18 protein-coding genes are annotated in these 23,993 nt (G+C 40.1%); 2 read left to right on the forward strand and 16 right to left on the reverse strand.

Features of this window, described 5'->3' with window-relative positions:
* Nucleotides 1-191 precede the first annotated feature (191 nt).
* The 16 genes from CDC37_RS13105 to CDC37_RS13180 all read right to left on the reverse strand — a co-directional run bounded on the left by CDC37_RS13105 (nucleotide 192) and on the right by CDC37_RS13180 (nucleotide 22,318).
* Nucleotides 192-1,775, reverse strand: coding sequence for an ABC-F family ATP-binding cassette domain-containing protein (locus tag CDC37_RS13105; RefSeq protein WP_096622405.1), 1,584 nt, complete (start codon nucleotides 1,773-1,775; stop codon nucleotides 192-194).
* Between the two features lie 561 nt (nucleotides 1,776-2,336).
* Nucleotides 2,337-2,711: a DUF1822 family protein gene (locus tag CDC37_RS13110; RefSeq protein WP_197707008.1), complete on the reverse strand. Its 375-nt coding sequence runs from the start codon at nucleotides 2,709-2,711 to the stop codon at nucleotides 2,337-2,339.
* Nucleotides 2,712-2,906: 195 nt separating this feature from the next.
* Nucleotides 2,907-3,464, reverse strand: a complete 558-nt coding sequence (locus CDC37_RS13115) for a helix-turn-helix domain-containing protein (RefSeq protein WP_096622406.1) — start codon at nucleotides 3,462-3,464, stop codon at nucleotides 2,907-2,909.
* 492 nt (nucleotides 3,465-3,956) lie between these two features.
* The gene (locus tag CDC37_RS13120) at nucleotides 3,957-9,086 is read right to left on the reverse strand and encodes an nSTAND1 domain-containing NTPase (RefSeq protein WP_096622408.1); all 5,130 of its coding nucleotides are present in this window, start codon (nucleotides 9,084-9,086) and stop codon (nucleotides 3,957-3,959) included.
* Between the two features lie 488 nt (nucleotides 9,087-9,574).
* Nucleotides 9,575-10,204, reverse strand: a complete 630-nt coding sequence (locus tag CDC37_RS13125; RefSeq protein ID WP_096622409.1) for a Uma2 family endonuclease — start codon at nucleotides 10,202-10,204, stop codon at nucleotides 9,575-9,577.
* A gap of 334 nt (nucleotides 10,205-10,538) precedes the next feature.
* Nucleotides 10,539-10,823, reverse strand: a complete 285-nt coding sequence (locus CDC37_RS13130) for a hypothetical protein (protein ID WP_096622411.1) — start codon at nucleotides 10,821-10,823, stop codon at nucleotides 10,539-10,541.
* A 146-nt stretch (nucleotides 10,824-10,969) separates the two neighbouring features.
* Complete coding sequence (locus tag CDC37_RS13135) at nucleotides 10,970-12,043, reverse strand: hypothetical protein (protein ID WP_096622412.1); 1,074 nt, start codon at nucleotides 12,041-12,043, stop codon at nucleotides 10,970-10,972.
* 469 nt (nucleotides 12,044-12,512) lie between these two features.
* Nucleotides 12,513-13,337: a C1 family peptidase gene (locus tag CDC37_RS13140; RefSeq protein ID WP_197707009.1), complete on the reverse strand. Its 825-nt coding sequence runs from the start codon at nucleotides 13,335-13,337 to the stop codon at nucleotides 12,513-12,515.
* A 209-nt stretch (nucleotides 13,338-13,546) separates the two neighbouring features.
* Complete coding sequence (locus tag CDC37_RS13145) at nucleotides 13,547-16,816, reverse strand: type 2 lanthipeptide synthetase LanM family protein (protein ID WP_096622413.1); 3,270 nt, start codon at nucleotides 16,814-16,816, stop codon at nucleotides 13,547-13,549.
* Nucleotides 16,817-17,301: 485 nt separating this feature from the next.
* Nucleotides 17,302-17,724, reverse strand: coding sequence for an NHLP leader peptide family RiPP precursor (locus tag CDC37_RS13150; RefSeq protein ID WP_231943053.1), 423 nt, complete (start codon nucleotides 17,722-17,724; stop codon nucleotides 17,302-17,304).
* Nucleotides 17,725-17,805: 81 nt separating this feature from the next.
* A complete protein-coding gene (locus CDC37_RS24320) occupies nucleotides 17,806-18,462 on the reverse strand; it encodes an IS630 family transposase (protein ID WP_330220810.1) in 657 nt (218 codons plus the stop codon).
* Nucleotides 18,360-18,752 (reverse strand): helix-turn-helix domain-containing protein, encoded by a 393-nt coding sequence (locus CDC37_RS24940; RefSeq protein WP_096619923.1) that lies wholly within the window; start codon nucleotides 18,750-18,752, stop codon nucleotides 18,360-18,362. Before CDC37_RS24940 ends, CDC37_RS24320 begins: the two co-directional genes overlap by 103 nt.
* A 293-nt stretch (nucleotides 18,753-19,045) precedes the next feature.
* Nucleotides 19,046-19,411: an NHLP leader peptide family RiPP precursor gene (locus CDC37_RS13165; protein WP_096622415.1), complete on the reverse strand. Its 366-nt coding sequence runs from the start codon at nucleotides 19,409-19,411 to the stop codon at nucleotides 19,046-19,048.
* 512 nt (nucleotides 19,412-19,923) lie between these two features.
* Complete coding sequence (locus CDC37_RS13170) at nucleotides 19,924-20,892, reverse strand: DUF1822 family protein (RefSeq protein ID WP_231943054.1); 969 nt, start codon at nucleotides 20,890-20,892, stop codon at nucleotides 19,924-19,926.
* A gap of 19 nt (nucleotides 20,893-20,911) precedes the next feature.
* Entirely contained in the window at nucleotides 20,912-21,556 is a 645-nt protein-coding gene (locus CDC37_RS13175) for a hypothetical protein (RefSeq protein WP_096622418.1), read from the reverse strand.
* A gap of 333 nt (nucleotides 21,557-21,889) precedes the next feature.
* Nucleotides 21,890-22,318 carry a hypothetical protein gene (locus tag CDC37_RS13180; RefSeq protein WP_157780741.1) on the reverse strand — a complete coding sequence of 143 codons (429 nt, stop codon included), beginning with the start codon at nucleotides 22,316-22,318 and terminating at the stop codon, nucleotides 21,890-21,892.
* Nucleotides 22,319-22,624: 306 nt separating this feature from the next.
* Between CDC37_RS13180 and CDC37_RS13185 the strand changes: the two genes are divergently transcribed.
* Both CDC37_RS13185 and petM read left to right on the forward strand, forming a co-directional pair.
* Nucleotides 22,625-23,560, forward strand: coding sequence for an AAA family ATPase (locus CDC37_RS13185; RefSeq protein WP_096622421.1), 936 nt, complete (start codon nucleotides 22,625-22,627; stop codon nucleotides 23,558-23,560).
* A gap of 240 nt (nucleotides 23,561-23,800) precedes the next feature.
* Nucleotides 23,801-23,908 carry a cytochrome b6-f complex subunit PetM gene (gene petM, locus CDC37_RS13190; protein ID WP_096622422.1) on the forward strand — a complete coding sequence of 36 codons (108 nt, stop codon included), beginning with the start codon at nucleotides 23,801-23,803 and terminating at the stop codon, nucleotides 23,906-23,908.
* Nucleotides 23,909-23,993 lie beyond the last annotated feature (85 nt).

Consider the following 23,993-nt stretch of genomic DNA (forward strand, 5'->3'; position numbering starts at 1 on the left):
AATTGTCAATTTTACCTGGGGGGGTGACAATCTAGCTTCAAAGGTTTGTGCAGCAAGGATTATGGAATAGCTTTCGCCCTAAGTATAAAAGGAAGATAGACATGGATTGAGTGTGTTCAAGATTACTGTCAGCTTGGTAGGGGTAGATATAGGGTAGGTGACACAGGGAGCAAAATAAGCTGTCTCCAAGTTTATAGCATGAACGACTCAATCGATAAAATCGTCAGCGCATTTTTAGCGATAAATTGTCTGTCGTGACTGATAAATAACAAACCACCGGGAAATTGACAAAGTAATTGGTCTAGAACTTCTAAAGATTCGATATCCAGATGATTTGTTGGTTCATCTAAAAAGAGAAACTCTGATGAAGCAAGGATGGCACTAACAATAGCCGCTCGCATTAGTTCGCCATAACTAAGGGTAGAAATTGGTTGCAGAACTCTTTCTCGGCGTAATTTTGCTGCTCCTAAAAATTGGCGTACAATTGCTTCTTCTACTCCATAACTCATGAGATTATGCAGTAAAATTTTTTCGGTGAAATAATCTTGGATATTTTGGGGAAAATAAAGCCATTTTGCGTAGTTGTTACGGTGTATTTGACCGCTCGAAGCTTGCTCATACCCTAGCAAACATTTCATCAATGTTGTCTTACCGCTACCATTATCGCCAATAATCGCGACTCGGTCTTGAGTTGTTAGCTCTAAAGAGACATTTTCAAATATTGCACGCTCGCCAAATTTTTTAGATAAATTTTGGGCAGAGAGTATATGTTTGTTGGCAACAGTATAATCAGCAAAGGAGAGGTTTAACTTCTTTTCGACAAATGGCTTTTCTGCTTTGAGGGTTTCCAGCATTTGCTGTTGTCTTTGTTCTACAACCTTAGCTCGTTTAGCTAATTTGGCTGCTCTAGCACCAATAAAACCTTTATCTGCGGCTCCATTTTTTTCTTTTTCTTTGCGTCCAGCCCAAACTTTTTTCCTCCGAGCTTCTGTTTCTAGTTTTTTAATTTTATCTTGAATATTTACTGCTAGTTCCTGTCGGCTTTGAAAGTCTTGTTCGAGATGCACTAGTAGCTGAGAATATCCACCACGTACAAGTATACTTTCTCCTCTTTGAATATAAAGAGTGCGGTCAGCTATTTTATCGACAAAAACGCGGTCATGACTGACAACAATAAAAGAGCGTCCTTTTTGTTTTTCTTTGCAAATTACTTTTTCTAAATAGAGACACATTGATATATCTAGGTGGTTCGTTGGTTCGTCTAAAATAAGTAATTGTGCGTCACTCGCTAAGATTTGCAGCAAGGGGAAAATTTGCTTTTGTCCTTCAGAAAAGTCTTGTAATTCTCTTGATAAATCAGTTTCATCAAAGCCAAAGGATAATAGCAAGCGCGCAAACTTGCTTTCTAATTCATATCCACCAATTTCTAGATACTCTGTAATTGCATTAGCATATTCGATAGTTTCTATATTACGAGAATGCATTTTCTGGTAGCTTTTGTGGATTTCGGGAAAATCTCTGAGGAGAAATTCCATCACGGATTGCTTTTCTGTTGGTCTAGATTGGGGTAAATAAGCAAAGTGAATGCCTTTTTGCAACTGAATTTCCCCGCTCGATGGTGCTAGGGTACCTGCGATACATTTTAGTAAAGAGGACTTTCCTGCTCCGTTTGCACCTGTAATTGCAATTACTTCTCCTGCGTTTAAACCAAAAGAAATATTTTTCAAAACTTCTTGAAGTCCGAAGTTAATTTGTATAGCTCTCACATTGAGCATATATTATTCCTCCAAGTCCTAATTAGTAGAGACGTAATTTATCGCGTCTTTACAAAAGTCAAAATAATAAAATGGTGAGAAATATTTTGACAAAAGCTTTAAGCTGTTATTTTCAACTCCATAGATTATCATAGCTTGCTCTAACTCATCCGCGATTCAATCAAAGTTAAAGTCGCTTGCTATGGAAAATTTTCGACAACAAGTATTTGAGCGTCGCTATCTTGCAGGGACGCATTATTTGAAAAGACTTTTGCTAATTAGTGCTTGGAGTTGAAAACAATTTAATTAAGAGAGCTTCATTTTTTACTTTTGGTTGAAAAATATATTTTTACTATTCTATGAGATGGGGTCGCTCTTGGTTTTTGAGAGACACATTTGAGATATTTTCAGGTTTGACAACCTGACGAGGACTATTTTAGCATCGATAGCTTGTGTTGTGTTCAAAAGTTAGATTCACGAGCGACCCCGGTCATTCCGGAATGTAGTCACACAAATCCCCCGGAAGGGGTTTGGTAATTTTCTAGACAACAAAATTTTCTACTACGCTAATGTCTTCTAAAGCTATCTTGACGCTGAAATTATCTCCCACAGCAGCATTAAACTCCAAATCAATTTTTTGTTATAGTTTTTGGTCTTAGCCTCCATCACAGTAGTTGCTTCTTCATCTAAAATCATTACATGCAGAGAAGATGGCAAGTACTCTTGAGCATTGGTTGGATGTAACTCTATAATAATTTTCACCTCCTCAAAGTTGTTTTCGTCATGACTGACTTTAACAACTATCCCTACTGCTCCCTTTTTAGCTCTTATCCCAAAATTAATCAATTTAGCCCTTTCAACAGAGTTTTTTAACCCATCTTCAGCACTTATAAATTGCCAAACTGGTTCAGTTAAAAATCTGAAGGGGTGACGAAAATATCTGCAAAGCTGATTCAATAAGCATCAGAGGAAAATTAGTAGCAATAAACCAGCCTTATTTTGGTATAACTCCTTTCACCTTTTTTTCCCATTTACAAGCCAAATTAACTGGTTTAAATCCTTTTGATTTAGTAAGCTCTCAAATTTAGTGCTTGATAATTGAGGTAATATCATTCCGAAGAGTGATTATTAAAGAGCGTTCAATCGATAAATTTAACTAGCAATGCCTTCTAATCGCTGCAATTTTTGGTTCTGATCCAGTTTACAACGCTGTGATTCTCTCCAAATACGGGGAGTATTTTGATAGCGATCGCGAAATTGACAGTAGAAATGATTGATATTTTGATAGCCTACATCTAAAGCAATCTGCTCAACAGAATTATTAGTTTCTAAAAGTAAGGAGCTTGCAGCTGCAATCCGACGCTCGATAATCCAATTATTGACCGTTTTCCCGGTCAGTTTTCGCACTAAGTCGGTTAAGTAAGCTGGGGAATAACCAACAGCTTGAGCTACTTCTTTTAGTTTAATATTTTGATGATAATTCAATTCAATAAATTCAAAGACCTCCCGCAGTCGGGGAATCGATGGAAATATGGACTTCTGAGTATTTGATTTTCGATTTTCGGTAGTAGTAGATAATTTCTGGTGTGCTAACTGCACATTAACAAGACCATTTTCTGTGATAATTACCTCAAATCCTGCTGTTGACAAGCATTTCATTAAGAGGTTTTTTGTTTCAGGATGTTCATCAATTAAAAAAATATTACTCATACTTTCTCCTAATATTGATTTTTTGAATACTTTGAACATGCTTGACACAAATTACTCGGTTAAGAAAAAACCTCTTTATCTGAAATATAGCCAATTTGTTACAAAACTTTACATAAGAGATGGATGTCTATCCAAAAAGCTCATAAGTCTTTTGGAGTATCATCTTCAGCACATGTTAAAATGAAATACTATTACCCTAATGGGTACTTTACTAACGGCAGAATTGCATAAAAAAAAGTGCAATTATCCCCTCGCTCCCATGCTCCGCGTGGGAGAAGAATCTGCGAGGTTCCTGCTTCGTGAATGAAGGCAGAGCCTTCAACTCACTAAGCGACTACGCGGAGCATGGTCACTAGATAAAAAGTTAATACTCGGTTTATTTCAGCCAACCTGTACTAGTGACTTTATCTTTTAGCAAAAGTTTTATTAGTCCACTAGCACCTTTGAGATGTGCCTCTGCTAAAATGCCAGAAATGATGATTGTGATGGGTTTTAAAATAAACTTTGAATTTCTTTATCAGTGAACGGATTCATACCAGTACGTAGGGTATTAATCCAGTGTTGCCGTTTTAATTTATCTTGCAGATTAGAAGTCCAAGCGATGAAAGCTTGAAAATCCGCGATCGCTCCTTCGGTATTACCTGTTAATGCTCTAGCAAGACCGCGACTATCTAAAATTTCTCCATCATTAGGCACAAGAGCTACTGCTTGTTCACAGGCATATATGACATCAGCAGCATGTTTATGTAGACTACCAAACCAACAGAGGTGACTCCAAGAACTGGGAGAAATTTCCAAGGAGGGGTCGAATTTTTGGGCTTGTGCGTAAGCTGCGATCGCTTCCCAAATTTTGCCATTTGCGGCACATTTTTCCCCTTTCCTAATTAAACCTAAAGATACAAACTGACGAGCTTTTGTCTGTGGTTCAAAACCGAGATTTGGATCGAGTTCCAACGCGGATTGAAACTTAGCACTCGCAACTTCTAAATTACACTGTCGTCCTGCATCTTCTCCTTCTTTAACCTTAGTTAAAGCCTCTACCTTGGCTGTGAGATTAAATTTCAACTTAGTCGGATTCCAATTCAGCGCAGTGCGAAACTTGGCAATTCCATCTTCAATATCGCCTTTGATAATTAGTTTTTCTCCTTGAGTTACCATGACAAATGCCGAAGCCGCTCTGATAGCGGGAGTTTCACATTGTTCTAATTCATTGAGTGCATCAGGGTGGGTGATGAGATAATCTGCAAACCAGGTACACCCACGCATTTGTAAATCAGCAAAATCGAAATTCCATAAAATTACCCTTTTGTCATTACCTGCTGTAGCGAGGGTTTTACCATCAGGACTAAATGTAGCGTTATTGACTACATCGGTATGTCCGGTAAGGGTTTGTAGCAATTGACCATCCCGATTCCATAGTTTGACCGTCTTGTCTTCACTTGCTGTAGCCAAAATTTTACCATCGGGGCTAAAACTGACACTGCGGGTATGGTTGCTATGTCCAATCAGGGTTTTGAGAAGTTTACCCTCCCGGTTCCATAGTTTGACCGTCTTGTCTTCACTAGTTGTCGCGAGGGTTTGACTGTCGGAACTAAATGTAGCGCTGTTGACCCAACTGCTATGTCCGGTGAGAGTTTTTAGTAACTGACCGTCCCGGTTCCATAGTTTAGCTGTAGTATCATTACTAGTAGTGGCAAGGATTTGACCGTCGGGACTAAATGTAACGCTATTGAGTTGATCATTATGTTGAGCGGTGAAGGTTTTTAGCCACTGACCTTCTCGACTCCACAATTTAACTATATGATCATCACTGGCAGTGGCGAAAGTTTGACTGTTGTCGTGGCTGAAGGTGACACTATTGACCCTATTTTTATGCCCAGTGAGGGTTTTTACCAGTTGACCCTGCCGATTCCACAATTTAACTGTCTGATCATTACTAGTTGTCACCAGGATTTTGCCATCAGGGCTAAATGTAACCCTATTGACGCGATCGCTATGTCCAGTTAAAGTTTTTAAAAGTTTACCCTCCCGGTTCCACAGTTTAGCAGTCTTGTCATTACCAGTTGTCGCCAGGATTTTACCATCGGGGCTAAATGCAACCTGATTGAACTGCTCGTTATTTTGGGTAAGGGTGGTAAACAGCTTGTGTTCCAATTTCCACAGGATTACAGTGTTGTCAGTACTGGCACTAGCAAGGGTTTTGCCGTCACGACTAAATGTAGCACTATGAACTGCATCGCTATGTCCAACAAAGGTTTTGAGAAGCTTACCTTCGCGGTTCCAGAGTTTAACTGTCTTGTCATTACTAGCTGTCACCAGGGTTTCACCATCAGGACTAAATGTAACGCTATTAACATGACCTTCATGTCCAGTGAAGGTTTTGAGCAGCTTACCTTTGGTGTTCCATAGTTTAACTGTCTTATCATTACTGGCTGTAGCTAGGGTTTTACCATCAGGACTGAATGTCACCCTATTAACCTGTTCATTATGTCCAGTGAAGGTTTTGAGCAGTTTACCTTCGGTGTTCCATAGTTTAACCGTCTTGTCAGTACTAGCTGTAGCCAGGATGTTACTATCGGGGCTAAATGCAGCGCTATTGACATTATCCTCATGTCCGACAAAAGTTGCAATCAATTTGCCTTCGCGACTCCATAGTTTAGCTGTATCGTCATTACTATTAGTCACAATTTGACCGTCAGGGCTGAAACTAATGCTATTAATCAGCCTCGCATGTGCATCAAAACTTTTGAGCATCTGACCTTTGCGATTCCACAATTTAACTGTCTGATCGTCACTTCCAGTGGCAATAGTTTCACCGTCGGGGCTAAATATAACACTTCTGATATAACTATTATGTTCTTGCAAGCGATTAAACTGTTTAACTTCATTCATCACTTGCCCCAATACAACTGTAATAGGAATTTTTAGCTCTATATTTTCCCCTTGAATTTGTGTGACTTTTTTCGCAGCCTTGAGAATAGTTTTCAACGCATCAAATTCTTGTCCTAAAGTCAGAAGTGCTTCTGAGGAGTTCGTGAGGGATATAATTTCATTCTTGGCTGAGTTTTGTGATTGCCACCAAGCCACCCCAGTCAAACTCAAGGCTACAACCAAACCACCAGATAGCCCGAAGACAGTAAATTGTCGTCTCCGCTTTTTCTTCCTGCTCTCACGCTCCCGAAATTCCACACTCAGCCTAATAAAACTCCTCTCTACCGGACTCAATTCTAAAAAACGCTGTCTTTCCCAATACTCCGCATCTGCCAGTGGTTTTCCTCGCAACAATGCCCCTTCATCAAAACCACTACTCTCCCAAGTACGCATTGCTACCCGTAACTGCTCTTGCCAGTGGCGAAAGTCCCTATCTTGCTGCATCCACCGATGTAATTGTCCCCAATTACGGATTAAAGCTTCATGGACAACCTCTACCGTATCCAAACCCGTTTTCTCATCCCTTCCAGTAACTACCAAACGCGCGTCAGCCAAGCGAGTTACCAAATCCCAATTCTCTTCACCCACCTCAGTGCGGGTAGCGATGCGACGGGTATCTTCCGCTCCTTCCCCTGGATGTACTAGCTGGATAAAAATTCGCTGTGTCCTTTCTTTTTCCTCGAAATTTAACTTGTTATATGCTTGGTCAGCATAACTTGCTAATGCTGCTTCTACTCCGCCAATTTCATCGTAGGCAGCGTGATTTAATTGAGCATTCAGTTGTTTTGCCCATAGTTGAGTCAAAGCAAACTCTAATAAAGGTAAATTCCCCGGTTCGACACTAATAGTAGCAAGGATGCGTTCCACCAACCCCTGTTCGATTGTTACTCCCAATAAATTCGCAGGTTTTTCCACTACTGCTTGCAATTCCTCATCCGTCATCGGACCAAGCTTTAAGTCTGCATATTGTAAGGCATCGGCAAAGGGACGATAAGACAATGCTTGTCCGAGAAAATCTGCCCGCAGAGTGATGACGAAGGTGAAATGACGACAGCGACAGATAGCTTCGAGTAATCGATCGAGAAAAGTTTGGCGTTCCTGTGCATCTGTGCAAAGGGTATAAAGTTCTTCAAATTGGTCGGCGATCAGCAAAAAATGCTGGCTAGGATTTTGTTTGAGGATATCATCCACCACATCCCGCAACCCATTCTGGTACTGTCCCAGGTCGCTAGCCAGGTTTCTCATCTCCCGCAAGCGTTCAGTGCGGCTAAGTACAGGTTTGGTGACTTGGGACTCTTTTTGATTAGAACTGCGGTCTTCTTGTTGTTGGTCAACAAGGGCAGTTGCCAGATTAAACAAAGGTCTGGAACCGGGACGAAAGTCAACAATATGCCAATTACCAGCATCTCGCAGACGCTTTACTAAACCTGCGAACACCACACTGGACTTACCACTACCACTAGAACCAATCACCGCTACCAAGGGTTGATTTTGCACCGCATCCACCAACATATTGGTGAAAGTTTCCCGTCCAAAAAAAAACTGTGCATCTTCTTCACCAAAGGCGAATAAACCACGATAGGGAATAATATCGGTGGGACAACGACCCAAGTCTAACCAATGGGGTGGGTTTGCATCCGTATTTTGACAAATTACTGGTAACCAGGAAGCACAGGGATATTTATCCTCCAGTCCATGCAACTTTAATCTAGCTTCCTTGACTGCTTGATATAAGGACTTACTACCCGATGCAAAATCTGATAAAAAATGCTTTAAAAATACCTGTGCTACTTCATCTGGAACTTGTTCGCGCATGACAATAATTTGGGGAATGTGTAGCGTTTCTAAATCAGACGCTAATCCCAAACCATCACAGGAATTGAAAATTGCTACAGCTAACCCGTTACTCTTCGCTTTTTTCAAACCATATTTGAGGTCATCCGTAGTTAAGCTTTCTTGGTTTTCATTAATATATATGCGACCGCTATCTTCCACTGTTTGGCTATGACCGGCAAAAAACAAGATATCCCAAGGTTTTTCCCACAATTGGTCGTTGATTTCATAGCGTTGGGGTTGTACTAAAAAGGTGACATCGGCATCCGGTAAACTATTGAGTAACCTGCGGTCTGTTTGGACATCAATACCAGTACTGTTACCCAAAATCGCCAGAACTTTGACTTTACCCCTCATACTTGGGGTTTTGGTTGGGGGTGTTTTTTGGTAATCGGTTGCACTTAAAGCTAGTTCGGCATGGGGATATTCTTCCACCAAATCCCAAAGATGCCAAGGTATTTGTCGCAATTGTGGATTAGATGTGCGAATTAGTATCCGTACTATTTCATTTTCTTGTAATTCCTTTAACCAACTCTCCCGGATGGAGCGAAAAGATTCCGAAAGTAGCCAGTTATTCAATCGTTTTTTTAACTCAGTTGCTGAATTTTTGCAGTCTGACTGTTTCTGAGTAATAGAACCATCATAAGTAACTTTTTTTGCTTTGATAGCACGATTACCACTACCTAAACTCCGATAGTGCGATCGCCACTGATCAATTGTTGTCTGTAATTCCGTAACTGCTGGTAGATTACCAGTTACTTCTTTATGGGGACTAACACCTTCCAAAGCAATTGAAAGCGTTACCCTTACACCCTGCTGCAAATCGCCGTCCAATTTTAAGACAACTAATTTTGTCATTGGTAGCAAAAAAAATAAACACTTTTATTTATGCTACAGCTTTCCTCATCAGTTTACGCAAAAATTAAACTTTAATCAGATTAATTCTTCCAATGAGCCTACACCTAGAAGCGATAGAAGCATTGCTATATATGGATTTCTTAATTACAAATCCCGTAGCTTCCTTCTGCTAAGATTATTGCAAAAAGGTATAATAACTATAGAGATTCCCATTCAGATATGGTACAAAATTATATCATCAGATACTGATAAGGGCACAACATTGCTGTGCCCTTATTAGTATATTTAACTAGGCGAAGAAATTTCATGTAAGTAGTAGCACAACCATCGTGATATTAACAACTAATCCCGGATTTCTCACAAATCCCTCAAACTCCCAGGGAATAGTCCGTGACGGGAGTAGGGAATAGCAATAAAATTAAGCTATTACTTAACGTTTGTTCCACAAGAAATTTATTGTTGGGTTATGGACATGTGCCGACCATATTTTATCGTGGCAGAGCTGCATTAAACACTTGTTGTGCGGTAAGTTTTAGTTGGGGGAATGTTGGAGAAATAATTAAATCATTGCCCGTGAACTTGGTAACTTGGTACTCATCTCCAATCAGTTGACATACTGAGAAAGTAGGCTGTTTTGGGTCTCCAATAAATTTTTTACCCCCTAACCCTTTGTAGTCAGCAATCCAGAATTCAGGAATGCCCATTTCTTCATAATCCGCAAACTTCTTATGGTAATCATCCCGCCAGTTAGTACTCACAACTTCAACTACTAAGGGTACGGATGCAGCATCTATTACCGTTGATTCTTTTTTCCATAAGGGTTCCGAATCCATATTATCAAGATTGTCAAGGTTTAATAACAATACATCGGGTGAGTAAACTGACAACGTACTGGGGGTTCGGACGAATGCAGTTTTTGGAATGGTGTAGGGTAAATCCATTCGGTCATATTCTATCGTTATTTTTCGAGCCAAAAATCCAACAACCTTCTCATGGTCTCCGCTAGGTGGTGCCATCTCAACAATTATTCCTGAGTGTAGTTCGTACCGCTTCCCGTCGTTGGGATACCATTCGATAAATTCTTCGTAGGTTACGGGCTTGGTTAGGGTTTGGGTCATAGTTACAACCTCCACATCTATTTGACTTTAACATTTCTCACTTGGATGGGATTCCTGATACTTTTTCCATAACCAAAATATTTTAATTACTCGTTACTAAGTATATGGGTTGAATTAAATGTAGGATGGGTTAACGCAGCGTAACCCATGTTGTTCAAAGGTTAAGTGTTTATTTCCGGAAGCACGGGTTTTACAAAAAATTACACCTTCCTACTTAACGATACCGTTTAAAGTTTTACCAGGTTTTAAGACCCTGGGGGTGACGAAAATCTCAATAACCAAGATATGACAAAATACGGTTCTCTGAGAACAGAACCGTATTGTCAACGGAGGCTTACTTTTCAAAATCTGACTTATTTGGTCCAGGTAGACCATTCGGAGTGTAAATTTGTGCTTGGGCATCGACACGTCCAACAATTGCAGTTCCTACGCCACATAAAATTAGTACTGCCTGTCCCACGTCGTCAATGGTGATTTCGCCTTCCTTGATACTATTCACAGACAGTGGAACTAAGGATGCTACTCCTGCTAAGATGGCTCCCCAAAATGTTCTACTAGCAAAGATACTTTTGGCTTCTATTTTATCAGAGGAATTTGGCGGATTTGAAGGATTCATCATAATTCTCCAGTTTAAAAAATTGAGCTTTATTGAAAATGCAAAATTGAGCTTATTTCCTAACGATGAAGCTCTGGGTTAATATCAATACTATTGTTTCGGAATTGGATTGACGATTAACAATCTTTCGGAAGTCGTCGAAGCGATGATTAATTATTTTTAGATAGTGATAATTTGTTGGAATCAATGTCCAGTAGAATGGAAAATATTTGGGGAAGAAATTTCCAGCTAATGGCATCAGTGGCAACTTCTTGCTTTACCAGAAGTGAGAAAGGTTTGTCAAAATCGTTACATAATGCGACGAAATCGACAACAGCAGCATACCAAAGCAATGGTGTATCCGTACATCCCTCTGCGAGGAAGTGAGATGCTTGTTCTAAAAATGTAGGAATATCGTTCTCTAAAAAAGATTTTTTCAGGAGAAACCAATCATAAGCTCGCGGGTGTCCGTGATAATTTTTCTGTAATTGTGGTGGTATGTGATGCCTAACAATTGCCAATAATTCTCTAGCTAACCGAGGAGACTTTCCTGCCAAAATCACAGCGATTTCACTCGCTATTTGTGCAAAGGTTGCTGCTACAAGTTCTTTGGGTTGGGAGACGACATGCTCAAAACCCCAAAATCCTGGAAATGGCAAAGTCTTGATTACTCCTTCCAGGTAAGCTAGTAGTTTGGCTGCAAGCTCAATTGCCTGATTGTAGCGCATTTGTCTGGCTTCAGTGCGTACAAGATTATGGAGGAGTTGAATACGATGTATGTGCATAATCTGGTATTCGTATTTCTCCTCCAAAACTGCATCTATGGCTAGAGCAACAGATGTGCGAGCATAAACTTGCTCAAAATTACCCTTGCGGTAATCAAGGTAGGCTTCAGCCTGTTCTAGGAAAGATCGATGTAGCAGACTGCTTTCGGGTGAAAGCAAATTAGATTCCAGGGGGATACGAGCTTTTGCAAACAGATGCTCTGCCATGATGAATTCCCCACGGCGAACAGCAGTTAAAGCATGTTCACGGGTATTCGCCGCTTGTTGCATAATAACTTGCTCAGACTGCGGTAAACGACTCTCCATCAGTAGATATAGTCTGTGAGTGAAGAAGTCTCCATACTTATTCAATACAAACTGAATTGGCTTGACGCGACCCAATCGATAATTTTGTAGAGTAGTTTCCAGAACATGCTGATAAACCTCTAAATTGTGTTGGGATAATTGCATTTTTAACATTGTTTCTCCTAGATTGTGGAAAAATAACCATGAAAATAGCTCATTCCTAACTTGAAAGTGAGTAGGGAGTAGTGGGAAAAACTACTCTCATAGATTCTGGTGTTTGCAGTACATGTAGGCTACTCCTGACAAGCTAGTACGGGTTGGCGAAAATATCCATACCATTTATCTGGTGACTATGCTCTGCGTAGTCACCCAGTGAATGAAGGCAGAGCCTTCATTCACGAGGCTGGAGCCTCACACTCTTGGACTCCCACGCGGAGCATGGGAGCTAGGGAAATGGTAGGCGTATTTCCGCCGACTTGTACTAGCGATCGCATTAAGTAGGAAGGTGGAATAAATCAGCGTAAACCATGCAGAAGAAGACTTTGATGCGTTACGGCTACTCCTAACACATCCTACTTTTAATTAAACCTGACTACTTAAGATTTTTTGGCTTCACATTTTCCAGTATCTAGCCATTCCGCTTTTAGCAGTGTCCACCAATCATAGGATAATGTTCGGATAATGTTCTTAAAACATATTCATAGGGAAGCCAACCATAGCCTTGATCACCCCACTCAGTTCCCCATGAGTTTCTAATCAGAATCGCTCCCGTTGTTTCTATTCCTGTCGGGTCTGTATTCTTAATTTTGATGTCGTCATCATATCCCACTGCTACCATCACGTGACCATCGTACCTGGTTTCAGATGCGATAGGAAGCGGTATCATCCCAGTTGTAATAGATTGTTCTAGGCTGCTTTGATAGAGAAGAGCACCAAACATGAGAGGACGATTCGCTGCTAGATTTGCCTTAATCTGTTGCAGAACCACATCTCTAGTTCTGCCTTTAATATCAATTCGATAATACTCTAAAGCCTGATAATTACTGGCAAAGGCATAGCAAAAAGCCGGAGGTTCTTCGTCGAATTTTGCTTCATCATAGGGCCAATATTCTTCCGGAGGTGTACCGAAAAGCGCTAGCGCTTTCATCGTGGTTCTCGGATTTGCTCCTTGATCTCCTGTCCACTGAAGCAAATTCCTTGTGGCTTTGTAGAGAAACAATCTAGATAAATTCAAATCCTTCCCGGATGCTTGTCTTTGATAATACTCTACTAATGCCACTGCTGCATTGGCTGTACAGGACTGGATTTTACCTTGGTGCTTAATCGGAGAACACCAATCTCGCAAATTTACCGATTTTGGTAGGTCAGTCAAAACTTCAATGTAATAAGTTTTGTCCCGTTCATCAATCGGGTCTTGAATCCATCCAGTTCCTTGTTGTTTTAGTTGCAGTGTTTGAATGTTATCCATGATATTCACCTGAAGTAGATTAATGGTGGGTTCAGTGAGTAGGGAGTAGTAAAGTGAGTACAAAGAATCAAAGTTGGTGTGGTGGACTACTAGATTTGTAAACGCTAGAGGCTAACTTCAGTCCGATAGAGCAATTGCTCGGCTGGAATGTTCTGAATTTTTAGACTCTCCTGTAGTCATGGGAAGAGAGTGTCAACATCGTGCTAACCTCATTGCCATAGCAATACCGAGGGCATTTGTTCTGGATATGCTAACCTCAATAGTTCATATCCAATTCCAGCCGTTCCTTGAAAGAAACCAGGATTATAAGCTCCTTGGAAACGGTTGGGGAATATCTGAAAAGAACCCGTATTGATTGCCCTGGTGACAGCCCATGCTGCTTGTTTTTGAGCGATTTCTGCAAGTTCCGGTCGCTTCAGTTGAATGGCTGCAACTAGAAGCGTTTCCATCCGACCAAAGTTACCGCAACACAGGTGATCAATTTCATGCATTCCTGATATTTGCGTGGTTTGCAAAGCGATCTCAATGTCTTGGCGAATGTCATCAGTATCTAGGATTGCCAAACCACCTAAACGAGCCAAACCAATACCAGGAGCGCCATGACACCAACTGGCACTAAAGAATGGCTTTTCGCTGCGGAAATCTGGCCAATTTTGGGCGATCGCACAAAAAACCCTTTGTTCGTAAGCAATCGCATCTGTGGCGGCTGCGAGAAAATCGGTATTTTTTGTGACTTTATACAACCGTAGTAAAGCGTAGGCAATACCAGCCGCACCATGAGAAAAGCCCGTCAATGTTTTTCCATTCAAGGTTTTCCATACTTGCAAACCTGCATCACTGGTAATGCGATGGTTCAACAAATGATCGCCACAGATTACTGCTTGCTCTAGAATGGCTACATCTGCGGTAGCTTGATGCAACGCTAACAGCCCTAAAATGGTACCAGCCGTCCCCGACACAACATCAAATTTGCGATCGCTCCCAATGAGTTCTGGTGTAATGAAAGAGGCGATAGATTGAGCATGATCCAGGAGTGTAGGTTCTCCTAAAAACTGGCTGCACCGTACTAGGGTATAGAGAATGGAACCGAGACCTTTCCCTCCACCAATACCGATGTTTTTCAGTATTCTCTGCTTGTCTACGGACTCTAATTGCAAAAGTTTGAATAGGGGTTGTAGCGCTCCTAACACCAAATGACGATTTTCTGCGTTTTTGGTAACTTGCGCTAATGCAGACAGAAATAAAGCAACTCCCGAAACTCCATCATAGAAGTCATAACCCATTGGCTTTTGTTGTAGTCGTCCAGCTTCCGGTAAATATTCCATCCCGATCCACGTCACGCTACCATCCGTGGCACAAATTGCCCGTTCTTGTAATTCCCATGCGATCGCGATCGCTTGCTCAATTAACATTTCTCTAGCTACTGGAGCGATCGCGTCATCACCTAGTGTCGGCTGTCTAGATGAAGCTAATGAACCCGCAACATCGCTAGCAAAATTGGTATATAGGGAACTGCGAATAAAACCAATCTGCTGTGCTAAATCGGTTTGATTGAGTTGTTCAAAACGAGCCATTACGTGGTCATAACTTGAGTCAACAAAATAGTTTTTAATTGACTGATTAGTACCAATTTGCAAATCCTGACTGTAGGGATGAATACTAAAGATGGGAATATCTAAATGAGACAGGGCTTTTTGTTCGGCTGCAATAATACTCCAACAATTGGGTTTTGTCTCATGTTTCAGGAGTGACTTACTGAGTACATCTAACCCAATACTGCGATCGACACCATTTCGGAGAAATTTCGGCTGTAGTGTTTCCTTGAGCAGCGAACTATAAACTTGAGTTGCACGAAAAATAGCCCGAACCTGTTGATGAGCTAACACCACCAACAAACCATTCTCAGCCATCAGTGTTTGTTTATGGTCAATCAAGAACTGATACATTTGCTCAAATCCTTCCACCAGTTCTTCTACATAATCGCTGAGTGATATCTGTACACCATTTAAAGTCACAATGTTGGAGTATGATGGCGTTTTCACCGCTTCCCGACGCAAAACCATACCGTCAGTGTTGATGTTTTGCCACACTAATCTGTGATAACTGGTTTGTTGATTTCCCGATCCACCAAAACCGCTCATATCGTAAGCAACCCCGTCCTGTCCTAATTGCCAACTGGGTAGCAGGTAAGTGCTTAACACCGAGTAAGTAAACTGCTCAAACGCCATAAATAAAGCACTTGTAGCCTCTCCACTTTCTTCCTGTCGAGCGATCGCAGACATCAACATTTCTAGGTCGATGGGAACAGGTTGCTCTCCACAGGCGATAATATTCTCTTGATGAAAATCTGTACCTGAGAGTGCATACAGCAAGCACAGTAGCATCCCCGCTCTTTGGTAATATCGCTTGACGGCTAGTTGGTCGGTACAAGGGGAATGTTCGACGTATTCAACCCAACCATAATTTGAGCAATTAATTAATTTTAGCACCTTCAGTTGCAAAGGAATCCCATTTTCATTCAACCAAGCCACTAGCCGAAAATAGGCTTCCTCTAAACCGAGAGCTTTGGGTTTATAAATTAGCTTTAAACCAGAAGCAAAGGTAATTTTGATGACCGATCGCCCATTACAATGGGAGTCAGAAAGACCAGGCTGAATCGCAACGACTTGTCCAAGTTCTGCATTGCTTTGAAAAGTTGTCTGAATTTTTAACCAATCTGCGGCTAATCGTTGTAGAAATTCGCAGAGATTATTTACCCAAAAGTTTGTGACAGTTGCCACCAGTCGAGCTAAAACAGGGTATTCCAGAAAAAAATCAAGCAGTTCCCCTGCTAACATATTTCTGATAAAATTACGGTAGTGCTTCGTGGAATGACTCCCCTCTAGTTGCCCAATTAGTCGAATGAGTGAGGATTTTTGATAAAGCCGAAACACCAGGAAATTTTCTCCGAGTGCCTGAGAACAAAGGGAGGTTAATGACTTGAGCAAAGACCGTTCTAAAGTAGCGTGAGACTCGGATGAAAGAAGGAAATAATTTTCACCAGATTGAGTAGTTAATCTTTGCCGTGCAACATCGATAAACGACAAAAATAGTTCCTCAAAGGGGAGCGACTGTTGAGAATCTAAAGGATATTTCTTATCTAAGAAATCTTTCTCGAAAGCATCAGCAGAATCTGGGGTAATGGATTCCAAAAGCGTCCTCAGAGTTTCTGCCCAAGTTGGTAAATTTTGCCGATCAACTAGACGAACAGAACCGAGAACATGACGGATTTTATCTAAATCTAGACCATCCCAAGCCAGACGCTTCTCAAATTGAGCTTCGTTTCCATCAGCTATTGTTTGACACCAACGTTCAATTCGTGCGTTGATAGCATTGTCATCAACTGATATTTGATTGGATAAAAACTCCCTTCCCAAGCGCTCAGGAATTGTGCTGGCTTGTTCTACAATTTTAATTAAGTCTTCTTGAGTAATTTGCATATTCTCCCATCTTGCTGTTAGGCTTTTATAAATATTAAAAACTGTCTCTATCGCACTTTATATGCCAATTTCCCTGATGAAAATTTCGAGATTGGCTAGGAAGATGTTTGGAAAGCGTCAATCAATACTTTTTTAACTTTTTTAACGTGAGTTCGATGAACCTCACCCCAACCCCTCTCCAGAATGGAAAGGGGCAGAAAAATCTATAGTTTAAACCCAAAATAACTGCTTTCAAAGCCTCTGTTATTGTATGAGGGAGCTTTGAAGAGGTATTCTCTCGTTTCCACGCTCTGCGTGGGGACGCATTTCACAATCAAACGTTTTAAATTCAATAGGCGATTTCCAGACTCGTTCCCACGCTCTGCGTGGGGACGCATTTCAAGAGGCTCTGCCTCGATTGTATCTGAACTGTTACTAACCTAAAAAGGCACAAAATACACAGCCTAACTCCTACCTCGTGAATCTATCACAGCTTGGAGAAGGTATTAGCGATAAACAAAACAATCAGCCAAAGTAATTGACCCCATCATACAGGGTCCTAAATCCCCTATACCGTCTCTAACTATGAACGTACCGCTTGCCACTGCTTCCAATTGCTCCTCTGTCATGGCTTCAGTTGCAGGTACGTGAGGTAAAACCAGGTATGCTGTATCGGCAGTTTCTTGCAGCACTTGCACTTTAAAATCATCAGGTACTTTTTGTCCAATGGCTTTTTCAATTTCAGCTTTTGCAACTCCAGGATTAGTAAGTAATTGTTGCTTGAACGATTCATCTTTTAAAGCACGAATAATAATTTGAGTTTCGTAATCTTGACGTTTTTCGATTTGATTAGCCATGATTTTTCCTTTGAAAAATAGAGTGTTGTTTTTTTTTAAAAGCAAGGTTTCTTCAAATTTTGCACCTTGCAAGTAAATACCTAGATAAACATGTTTATGGTACAATACGGTTTAGTTAGAGCCAAAAAGCTTGAATTACAGCAGATTCGAGGTTTATGAGGTACAGTAGCAACAATTAGTAAACCAATTTTTTAGATGCTTTGGATCAACTAATGTCAGTGCAATTTTAATTAAACCATCAACTACAGATGCACTTTTAGGAGAAAACTGTTTTAAGAACGCTTTTAATTGTGACCACCAATGTTCAATTGGATTAAATTCAGGGGAATAAGGAGATAGATAAAGAACACTTGCTCCTACAGATTCAATCAAAGGCTTAATCTCTTCGACTTTATGTGCTGGCAGATTATCCATTACAACGACTGCACCAACCCATAATTGTGGAAGTAAAAAATGCTCTACAAAAACTTTATAAGCTTCTCCATTCATTGAGCCATTTAAAGTCATCACAGCTAAGACTTTTTTGAAGCTAATTCCTCCAATTACACTTATTTTTGCACCTCGGTAATATGGTTTAAAATCATAAGCTCTACTCCCGCGATCGCTTCGAGCATGAGTTCTAGTCAAACCAAGCAAAACACCCATTTCGTCTATAAACACAAGGTTTTCTGGGTCTATGTGTTTTACTTTCTCCCAATATTCTAATCTCAGTTTTTGGACTCTTTCTGTTTTCGCTTGGCTGCTACGTAAAGTCTTTTTTTTCGAGTTAATTCTTGTTTTTGCAATGCACAACACATCACACTTGCACACACCCAAATGTTATATTTTTCTCCAAAATACTCGCAATATTCCAATAAAGTTAAATCCGGGTAACTTTGAACCATTTCTGCTAATTCGCTACCGTAATCATCTAGCTTACCCTTCATTGCTCCACCTTGCTTTTTGGGTTCTAGATGCCCTTCCAATCTTTTTTGCCTGATTAGCTTCTGCACATAGCTTTTTGCTATACCAAACTGCACAGCTACTCCTCGAATTGATGTATCACCCTTTTCGTAAGCACTTACTATTTTTTCTCGTAAATCGATTGAGTAGGGTTTCATTTTAATTTTTGATGCACTAATAACAAGTGTACCTCATTTACCTCGAAAGTGCTGTATGTAGGTTGGGTAGAGTGAAACGTAACCCAACATTTTCAGGATTTTGTTGGGCTCCACTCCGTTACACCCAACCTACAATTATTCTTAACTGAACTTCTGTTTACTTGCGTCCAGTTCCCTCCCTGCAAACGGGGAGGGTTCGTATGGGGTTCTTTAGGGTTGTAAGGCAGGTTAAGCAAAGTTATCCTGAAAGCGGTAAACTATAAGTAAAACCTGCCCTGACGCAGAATCCTGTTCTATCGTCCGACATTGACACCGATATTGACACCATCTGTGAAAGTAATTGATCCAAGGATACAACCTACTCTGAGATTGCCTCCTATACTGCCTCCAATGAAACCGCTTGCCACTGCTTCCAATTGCTCCTCCGTCATTCCTTCAGTTGCAGGTACGTGGGGTAGAACCAGGTATGCTGTATCAGCAGTTTCTTGCAGCACCTGCACTTTAAAACCATCAGGTACTTTTTCTCCAATCGCTTTTTCAATTTCAGCCTTCGCTACATTAGGATTACTAAGTAGTTGTTGCTTGAACGATTCATCTTTTAAAGCACGAACAATAATTTGAGTTTCGTAATCTTGACGTTTTTCGATTTTGTTAGCCATGATTTTTTCCTTTGAAAAATAGAGTGTTGTTTTTTTACAGCAAGGTAATAAGGTTTAGTGTGTTTGCGAATCTCTTCGCCCTTGCTTAATATCAATACTATTCTTTTGAAATTGGTTTGATAATTAACTATTTTTAGGTAATATTCTAATTAATCATTAAGTATTTTTAGGTATCAAAGCTCTTCAAGAATGTTTGAAAAGTTATCCAGGGTAAAATATATGCCAACCCACAGATAAACTGACCGTCATAGCATAAACAATAGACACAACAAACAAGACGCGATATATCGCGTCTCATATCCTGGATGTATTGCAAACATTTTTTGAATCGGCATTACCAGCAAGAATATTAAATCAATTCGCTTCGGCTTTCTAAGGAAAAGCGACAAATAGCACAATGTATTTTTATTTATATATGGGGATTGACCCAAACTCAAAACGTAGAAGGTAGGGAATTAAAACCCTCTAAGTTGTTAAGTTTTTAAAAATATATGATAATAATTTATTATTTTTCAAACAACAAAATTTTCTACGACGCTAATATCTTCTAAAGCAATCTTGACACTGAATTTATCTCCAATAGAAGCATTAAACTCCAAATCAATTTTCTTATTATTATTTTTTGCTTGAGCTTCCATCACAGCAATCTCCTCTTCATCTAAAATCATAATATGAAGGAAAGATGGCAAATACTCTTGACCATTAGTTGGATGTAACTCCACAATAATTTTCATCTCGTCAAGGTCGCTTTCGTCATGACTGACTTTAACAACTATACCAACTGCTACTCTGTTGGCTTTTATCCCAAAATCAATCAATTTAGCCCGTTCAACAGATTGTTTTAGCCCCTCTTCTGCACTTCTAAATTGCCAAGCTGGTTCAGCTAATAATATAGATTCAATAGTTGACCAACCTGAATCAAAAATATTCTCAAACCATCTTTTTAATTTCACAACATTTTGGCTAGATAAACCTAAATTTTGACTCTTATCTTTAGTTGTTTGTAATTCTAGAGATTCTAAATAATCCAATAAATTTTCTAGCGGTTGTAATTGATTAATAGGGAAGTTATCAATTGATATCTCCTTGACAAATCCTAACAACTTGGCTGATTGTAAAGATTCACTTATTTCCACAACTATATAGCCAATTCGGTTTGATTGGACTTCTGGTGGTACATAAACATACTCTGCCTTTCCTAGCACCGGACGACATTCTAACTTACCCAAATTTTTAATCAATAAATCGGCTACATCCATCAGAGTTTGTTGTACCGGATTCCAACTGTCGCTTCCTTCTAGGTCAGTTTCAAACCCCATACACTCTAGATAAAAATTCATGAAAGACACAGACAAAGTATTAAGCAAAACCTGCTGACTTTTTTCAGGAGTAGCTTGCTGCCTTGACCATTTTTCTGCTAGCCTACGAGCAACGGTTGATATCGGGCCTGTAAATGTCGAAATAGTTGCCATCTCACTCATAGTTGATTCCCTCCCTCGTTCAGTCTTTGCCACCACATAAATCTCTAAATTCGTCGCGAAATTTTTCTAAAGTTCGCTGATAAAAATTGCTTAATGTTGCTACTGGAATATTAAATTCTTCGGAAATATCTTTCCAAGATATACCTGACCATCTTTTAACTGCTATTTCTTGGAAATTTACTTGGGGATATTTTTTGATATATGCTTGTTGAAAAATCCCTTTTGGGTCTATTTCTATATATCGTCTGATTTTTTGAAAAGCTAAGATATAATTATCCTCGTCTTGACTATCATCAAATGCTAAATCTTCCAAGTTTTCTAAGAACGAACTTTCGATATTAATTTCATTGGCTTTACCAATTACTTTGGGAATAGCCTCTTTAAAAAAACGTTGACTCAATAACATATTAACCCAAGTCATAAATGAAGCCCGTTCCGGGTCGTACTTATGAAGATTTTTACAGATATACAAGAATAGGTCTTGTACTGCCTCCTGATAAATTTGTTCGTAAACTCCTGGAAATTGACCTTTATATGGATGACAAAGTTTGCCCCATCGGTATATGCCATCGATTAATTTTGATAAAGTTATCCGTCTAATTGTTGTCCCTAGAGGGTGTTGTTGGGCTTGTAGAGCTAGCTCTTGAAGCTGTTGCTCGTTCATAAATTATTTATTAGAGAGAATCATATGACTCTAAAAACTATCGGATGCTAATTGTGGTTTTTATCCAAATCGGTTGGATAAAGTTACAAAAATTTACAATTCGTGTTTTGAGAGCGATCGCGGTTCAAACAAACCCCTGGTAGTCCACTTTTCTGCGTTTCGGTCAATAGTGTCCAACAAGAATTTGCATGGATTATAGTGTGGCGATAAGGGGAGCTTAATGGCTAGAGCCGTATCGCAAACCATACTTCCCACGGTGATATATTTCCCTTTTGACTTGTTGACAGTTAACGGTTAACTAGTCTTTTTTCCTACTTCCTATTCCCTGCTCCCCTACTCAAAGCCCGGATAATTCAACGCTTTTACCTTCAGATGATAAATATGCCCAACGGCTTTCACCATTTCTCGTTGGTCGTGGGATAGCTTCACCTTGTCAATAGCAGTTTCTAAGGATTCTCCCCGTCGTAAATACCGTCGTAATTCCTCCTCCTGGGAGGTGTTTAATACTGCTTGGATATCCCGATTGCGACTCTGACGCAACCCTTGAAGACGTTGACGTTGTAATGGAGTGAACTCCCTGGAAGCATCAAACTTCCCCAATACCATTGTTCGATGGTTCTGAGTCAAAGAGATTGGTAAGGCAATACCCGGAGCATCAAGCCTTTGGCTTATCGCCAATACTTCTTTCCCAGGTATTGTCAATACGATACAGGATACACTAAATATCAGTAAAATCCGCAGGGTGAACTGAATGAACATCATGTACATCTCTCAAAACAGACTCAATTAAAAGCAGGAAAGGGAAAAATCAACTTGTCTTCAAGTCACTAAGTGCAACTTCTCTTTCAGAATGCTTGTAAAAGACCCAAGCATACATATATACAACCATATTAGTGTCGCTGTGATCCAAAATATTTAATCCAAGGCATCAACTTCCATAATCTTCTTTGATGATTTGACTCAATGATTGATAATTTAAAAAAATATATAACTCATATTAGTATTAAAATCTTTTATTAATTATCCATTTGTTGCTATGATTGGGAGCATCGATACAGGTAAACCCCAATGCGTGAACAAGTAGTAGCACAGACAGCAATTCAGGAAAAATCTCCAATTCCAACAATTGATTTATCCAATGCATTTCAAGAGTCCCAAGTGCAAGAGATTCTTGACCAGCTTGACCAAGAGTTGGTTGGCTTGCGTGGAGTCAAAAACAAAATTAAGGAAATGGCTGCTTTACTGCTGATAGATCGAGTTCGCAAAAGTTTAGGATTAACCGCAGGAATGCCAACTTTACACATGACCTTCCTGGGTAATCCGGGAATGGGTAAGACAACTGTGGCTAAAAGAATGGCGGAAATACTCCATCGTTTGGGATATATTCAACGTGAAAGCGTCATGTTAGTCACTCGCGATGATTTAGTGGGACAAGGAATCGGTCAGACTGCACCCAAAACCAGAGAAGTGTTAAATAATGCGATGGGTGGAGTTCTATTAATCGATGAAGCCTATACTCTGTTTCGTCCCGACAATCCTGGAGATTTCGGTTTAGAAGCGATTGAAATCCTCATGCAAGTGATGGAAAACCAGCGTGCAGATTTAGTCGTGATTTTGGCAGGCTACAAACAACAAATGGAGCATTTTTTCCATAGCAACCCTGGAATGAACTCCCGTATTGGTTTACATATAGAATTCGGTGATTACTCGATTGACGATTTAATGATTATTGCTCGCAAAATCTTGCAGGAACAGGATTATCAATTCAGTCCAGAAGCGGAAAATGCCTTTCAAGAGTATTTAATTAGACGTAAAACAATGCCCCATTTTGCCAATGCTCGTAGTGTTCGCAACGCTATTGACCGAGCTAGATTGCGTCAAGCAAGTCGTCTGTTAAGCACTGGTAGCAACCACATTACCAGACAAGATTTGATTACGATAGAAGCGGCAGACATACTCGCAAGTAGAGTCTTCCGGGAAGGAGTTCCTGATTGTGAATCCTAAGAGGTTCTCAGGTCAAGACAAAGCAGGACTGAGTATGCCTGACGAATTTCGTCTCACAAGCAAACGTGAAGGTGAATTGTAAAACTTTTGAATCGATATGGGATGCTTTCTTGTCTGCTTTCCCACCTTAACTTACCCCCCAAACCGAATTACAAAAACTAACCCCCATGAAGCCACCCCCCACTCCCTCTGATAAACTTAAGATTGGATAAATAAATTCATAATCAGGAGTCAAACAGAATGGGTGGCGAAATTCTCACCGCAGCGATATTGCCCTTTAGCTTAATTTTTGTTGGTTGGGGACTTGGTACATTGTTACTCAAGATTCAAGGTGCTGACAAGGAATAACCACGCACTGCAATGACGGCAAGGTAATCTTTACCTTGCCTGATTACCTTCGGTATAGGGAAAATTTCGACCGACATCTTTACAC

Origin of the sequence: Calothrix sp. NIES-3974, from assembly GCF_002368395.1 — a bacterium.
In the GTDB taxonomy this organism is placed as follows: Bacteria; Cyanobacteriota; Cyanobacteriia; order Cyanobacteriales; family Nostocaceae; genus NIES-3974.

Excerpts from the sequence above, each read along its gene's own strand:
- petM (WP_096622422.1), top strand. The coding sequence starts at position 23,801 with ATGGGTGGCGAAATTCTCACCGCAGCGATATTGCCCTTTAGCTTAATT.
- CDC37_RS24940 (WP_096619923.1), bottom strand. The coding sequence starts at position 18,752 with ATGAAACCCTACTCAATCGATTTACGAGAAAAAATAGTAAGTGCTTAC.
- CDC37_RS13175 (WP_096622418.1), bottom strand. The coding sequence starts at position 21,556 with ATGAACGAGCAACAGCTTCAAGAGCTAGCTCTACAAGCCCAACAACAC.
- CDC37_RS13130 (WP_096622411.1), bottom strand. The coding sequence starts at position 10,823 with ATGATGAATCCTTCAAATCCGCCAAATTCCTCTGATAAAATAGAAGCC.
- CDC37_RS13115 (WP_096622406.1), bottom strand. The coding sequence starts at position 3,464 with ATGAGTAATATTTTTTTAATTGATGAACATCCTGAAACAAAAAACCTC.
- CDC37_RS13105 (WP_096622405.1), bottom strand. The coding sequence starts at position 1,775 with ATGCTCAATGTGAGAGCTATACAAATTAACTTCGGACTTCAAGAAGTT.
- CDC37_RS13135 (WP_096622412.1), bottom strand. The coding sequence starts at position 12,043 with ATGTTAAAAATGCAATTATCCCAACACAATTTAGAGGTTTATCAGCAT.
- CDC37_RS13125 (WP_096622409.1), bottom strand. The coding sequence starts at position 10,204 with ATGACCCAAACCCTAACCAAGCCCGTAACCTACGAAGAATTTATCGAA.
- CDC37_RS13145 (WP_096622413.1), bottom strand. The coding sequence starts at position 16,816 with ATGCAAATTACTCAAGAAGACTTAATTAAAATTGTAGAACAAGCCAGC.
- CDC37_RS13140 (WP_197707009.1), bottom strand. The coding sequence starts at position 13,337 with ATGGATAACATTCAAACACTGCAACTAAAACAACAAGGAACTGGATGG.
- CDC37_RS13170 (WP_231943054.1), bottom strand. The coding sequence starts at position 20,892 with ATGAGTGAGATGGCAACTATTTCGACATTTACAGGCCCGATATCAACC.
- CDC37_RS13185 (WP_096622421.1), top strand. The coding sequence starts at position 22,625 with ATGCGTGAACAAGTAGTAGCACAGACAGCAATTCAGGAAAAATCTCCA.
- CDC37_RS13180 (WP_157780741.1), bottom strand. The coding sequence starts at position 22,318 with ATGATGTTCATTCAGTTCACCCTGCGGATTTTACTGATATTTAGTGTA.
- CDC37_RS13120 (WP_096622408.1), bottom strand. The coding sequence starts at position 9,086 with ATGACAAAATTAGTTGTCTTAAAATTGGACGGCGATTTGCAGCAGGGT.
- CDC37_RS13165 (WP_096622415.1), bottom strand. The coding sequence starts at position 19,411 with ATGGCTAACAAAATCGAAAAACGTCAAGATTACGAAACTCAAATTATT.